Genomic DNA, 4,021 nt, shown 5'->3' on the forward strand with positions numbered 1-4,021 from the left:
CGCGGCGGTTGACGCCGCACCCGCTGCGCCGGCACCGGCCCCCGTCGCGGCACAGCCTGCGCAGCAGCCACAGCCCGCTCCGATTGCCGCAGCACCGGCGGCGACCGGACCGATCGGCGTCTGGGCCACCGAGGAGAACAAGGGCAACGTCCGCGTCGAAGCCTGCGGCGCCGATCTCTGCGGCTATTCGGTCAAGACCAATGAGCGCATCCTGATTAACATGAAGCCCGACGGCAGCAAGTGGAGCGGCCGCATCCACGATCCCGACTCCGGCCGCAACTACGACTCGACGATCGCGATGAGGGGCCCGAATGCGATGCGCGTGCAGGGCTGCGCCTTCGGCGGCATGTTCTGCGGCGGCCAGACCTGGAAGCGGGTCAGCTAGGCCGACACTTCCGATTGCTCCGATGTCCGCTGCCGCACAAGCGGCGGGCGGACATCGGATTTCCAGCCGTCCGGCGGTCGCTTCATGTGGATCGCCGGACGCGCTATAAGAATCGCAATGTCGAGGTTGATTTGAACCTGCGGGCGGCTTGCGATGGCGATGACTGCTCTTGAACTCGGTCTCCGTGGCGCGGTGGTCGCGCTGTTCCTGGTGGTTTGTGCAGTATTGCTGTTGCGCTACGCGGCGGTGCATCGCGCCGCGAACCTCGGTGCCGCCATGGGCGTCGCCGGCGCGACCTACGCGATTTCAACCGCACCCTTCTTTCCGGCATCGTCATTCGGCTGGAGCTCGCCGTTCATCGCCTTCGCGATGGGTTCGCCGGTGATCTTCTGGCTGTGGGCGAGCGCGGTGTTCGACGAGCGGTTTGCTTTGCGGCCGTGGCATGCGGCCTTGTGGACGCTGCTCGCCGGCCTTGGCGTTGTGAGCCACAATGGCTGGACGATCTGGCCCGATCTCGCCGGGACCTGCGGCCGCGGGCTGGCGCTGGCGACGATCGGCTTCTCCGCGCTCGGGATCGCACAAATTGCGAAGGGATGGCGGACCGCCGTGACAACCGCACGCGGCCGGATCCTGATCGCGCTCGTGATCGGCATCGGCTTGCAGATGACGCTTGCCGCCGCGGCGGGGCTGGCCGCGATTCCGACCCGGTCCATCAGCTTGAGCATCGCGCTCGGCCTTGTCGCATTCGGGCTGCTGTCGATCTGGATGATGCTGTTCGATCCGCCGGAGAGCCAGCCGGCGGTTGCCGGAAACGGCGGTGGCCAGGCCGCACGGGTGGCGCCTTCGTTCGCCAACGCCGGTCCGCCGGCGTCCAGCCAGGCCGCGCTCAATCAGCTCAAGCATCTGATGGCGACGGAGCGGACCTATCGGCAGGAGGGCCTGACCATCGGCGTGCTGGCGGTCAGGCTCGGCATGCCGGAGTACCGGCTGCGCACGCTGATCAATGACGGGCTCGGCCACCGGAATTTCAACGCCTTCCTCAACCGCTATCGCCTCGATGAGGCAAAGGCAGCGCTCGCCGACGCCAGTCAGGCCGAGGTGCCGGTGCTGACGATCGCGCTCGATGCTGGGTTCCAGTCGCTTGCGCCGTTCAACCGCGCCTTCAAGGCGGACACCGGGCTGACGCCGACCGAGTTTCGCCGCAGGGCGGCGGCGCCGCAAACCGCGGATGCGGTGGAAATCGCCCGTCCGGAGTGAGAATTCGCTCCTCGATTTCAGAAATCGATAGGCCGGCGCCGACGCAATCTGCCTAGCTGTGCCGGCGCGGGCGCTGGTCGCGCCAGAGCGTCAGGCAAGCGGAGCAAAGCGACCGATGAAGAGTTTCCTCACCGCGGCACGGCTGCTGGCCCTCGACCTGGCGTCCACCCTGGTCTTTCTGGTTCTGTTCCTGCTGACGCACAATACCGCGCTCTCGGTCGGCCTCGGCATTGCGTTCGGCGTCGTGCAGATCGGCATCCAGATCGCGCGCGGCAAGCGGATCGACACCATGGAATGGCTGAGCCTGTTCCTGGTGATCACCGCCGGCACCGCGACATTGCTCACCAACGACCCGCGCTTCGTGCTGTTCAAGCCGAGTGTGATCTACGCAATCGTCGGCGTCGTGATGCTGAAGCCGGGCTGGCTGAACCGCTATCTCCCAGAGATCGCGCAGACCGTCGTGCCCGATGTCGCCGTCAAGGTCGGCTATGCCTGGGCAGCCCTGATGTTCACATCCGCCGCCGCGAACGCTTTCGTCGCGCTGACCTGCGAGATCACGACGTGGGCCCTCGTGATGCCGACCTTCGGCATCGTGAGCAAGATCGTGCTGTTCCTCGGCGGCTTTGCCGCCATGCGCCTCACCGCGAGGCGCCGCATCCGCGCCATGCCCGAAGCCCGGCGCGAAGCCGTGCTCGCGCTCGAGGGGGGTCCTGCGCCGGCAGTGTGATGACGGCCGGAATCTCTCCCGTGTGTGGTTAACGAAACAAACAAGCGCGCGACGAAACCATTTTGCCGTTCCGACGAAGAATTGCCGAAACCGGGCCTGCCTAGTGATGCCCCCGACGACGCGCTGCTTCGGCGCGATCACCACAAGGGGGACATGATGGCTTTCACCGCTTCCACGCTTCGTCACGGCAAACTGCTGGCGGCCACCACGTTCACGCTCGGTCTGTTGACCTCGGCGTCCTATGCCTACACCGATGAGCAGCAGCAGATGTGCACCGGCGATGCGATGCGGTTGTGCAGCTCGGAAATCCCCGACGTCGATCGCGTCACCGCCTGCATGGTCCGGCAGCGCGCGCTGCTCAGCGAAGGCTGCAAGGCGGTGTTCCACTATGTGCCCCCGGCGACGGCCGCGCAGCCCGCGAGCTATGCTCCTGCGGCCAGGCCGGCGAAGCCACTCAACATCACTCCTCACAAGCGCGGCTAACCAAAACCCCGACAGCGACCAGGCACCGCGCTTCCGGCAACGAAGCGCGGTGCTTGATCGTTTTGGTCCGCCATGACAACAAGGCAGGACCGTTCATTCGGCATTCAGCCTGACGCGGCTCAATTGCCGGTCCCCAATGCCTCCCGGGAATCGATGGTGATACGCCGCGCCTTCCTTCATGCGCTTCTGCTTGGTGCCGGCGTCACGATCGGTTGGCATGCAACGGCCAATGCCGCGCCGGAGCTGACCCAGCTTGCGCAAGCGCAGCCTGCACCGGCACCCTCGCCCGCCCCCGCGCCGAGTGCGTCACCGCCAGCGTCTGCCACGCCTGCTCCGGCTGCTGCGCCGCAGGCCGCAGCGCCCGAGCCGATCGGCAACGTCGCGACGCTGACCGGAACCGCGACCGTCACGCGCAACAACACCACGACGCCGCTGCAGATCCGCGACGACATTTTTGCCAATGACGAGGTCGCGACGTCCGCGACCTCCGCGCTCGGCATCACCTTCAACGACGGCACCACCTTCAACCTGCGCGCCAACGCCAGGATCACGATCGACAATTATGTCTACGAGGACGGCGGCCAGCAGAACGGCGCGCTGTTCAACGTCGCCAAGGGAACGGCGGCCTTCGTCGCCGCCGCGGTGGCAAAAACCGGCGACATGAAGATCTCGACGCCGACCGCGACGCTCGGCATCCGCGGCACCACCGGCCTGGTCGAGGTACCCGCGGGCGCGACTGCGACCAGCAACAATGTCGGCATCAAGCTTTATCCCGACGCCGACGGACATGTCGGCCGCATCGAGGTCAACGATCGCAGCGGTTCCTCGCTCGGCGTGCTGACGCGCGGCGCGAGCGGTTTTGCTATTCGTCCCGGCACCGGCGGCGCGCGCCTTGCGGCGGTGCCACTCACGATCTCGCCGCAACAGGTCGCGCGCGACCAGGGTTTCGTGCGCGCAGTGCATTCGGCGCAGACGCTGGGCCGCCAGGTCGTGACCGAGCAGCGCGACTTCCGTCGCGCCAATCCGGATTTCCGCAGGGCCAATCCGGCCGCGCCCTATCCGAATCGCGGCCAGCCGGTGCGGCCGAACCCGCAGCGCCAGAACGGCCTGCCGGGCCAGAACCGCAACGCTCCGCAACAGCCGGGCCAGCAGCAGAACCGTCCCGGCCA

The 4,021-nt window shown here is 67.0% G+C and carries 5 protein-coding genes; all 5 read left to right on the forward strand.

Annotated elements, in window-relative coordinates:
• Positions 1 to 385, forward strand: a 385-nt coding sequence (locus H8A92_RS39780) for a DUF2147 domain-containing protein (RefSeq protein WP_229200707.1), incomplete at its 5' end; no start/stop codon positions are given.
• Between the two features lie 153 nt (positions 386 to 538).
• A complete protein-coding gene (locus H8A92_RS39785; protein ID WP_229200708.1) occupies positions 539 to 1,642 on the forward strand; it encodes a helix-turn-helix domain-containing protein in 1,104 nt (367 codons plus the stop codon).
• Positions 1,643 to 1,757: 115 nt separating this feature from the next.
• The gene (locus H8A92_RS39790) at positions 1,758 to 2,369 is read left to right on the forward strand and encodes an inner membrane-spanning protein YciB (RefSeq protein WP_229200709.1); all 612 of its coding nucleotides are present in this window, start codon (positions 1,758 to 1,760) and stop codon (positions 2,367 to 2,369) included.
• A 156-nt stretch (positions 2,370 to 2,525) separates the two neighbouring features.
• Positions 2,526 to 2,852, forward strand: a complete 327-nt coding sequence (locus H8A92_RS39795; RefSeq protein WP_420831439.1) for a hypothetical protein — start codon at positions 2,526 to 2,528, stop codon at positions 2,850 to 2,852.
• Positions 2,853 to 3,005: 153 nt separating this feature from the next.
• The coding region (locus H8A92_RS39800) for a FecR family protein (RefSeq protein ID WP_229200711.1) at positions 3,006 to 4,021 on the forward strand (1,016 nt) is incomplete at its 3' end.

The sequence above is a fragment of the Bradyrhizobium acaciae genome (assembly GCF_020889785.1).
Classification (GTDB): Bacteria; Pseudomonadota; Alphaproteobacteria; order Rhizobiales; family Xanthobacteraceae; genus Bradyrhizobium; species Bradyrhizobium acaciae.

Bases quoted from the DNA above. Each gene is read 5' to 3' on its own strand.
- H8A92_RS39785 (WP_229200708.1), top strand. From the start codon at position 539: ATGGCGATGACTGCTCTTGAACTCGGTCTCCGTGGCGCGGTGGTCGCG.
- H8A92_RS39790 (WP_229200709.1), top strand. From the start codon at position 1,758: ATGAAGAGTTTCCTCACCGCGGCACGGCTGCTGGCCCTCGACCTGGCG.
- H8A92_RS39795 (WP_420831439.1), top strand. From the start codon at position 2,526: ATGGCTTTCACCGCTTCCACGCTTCGTCACGGCAAACTGCTGGCGGCC.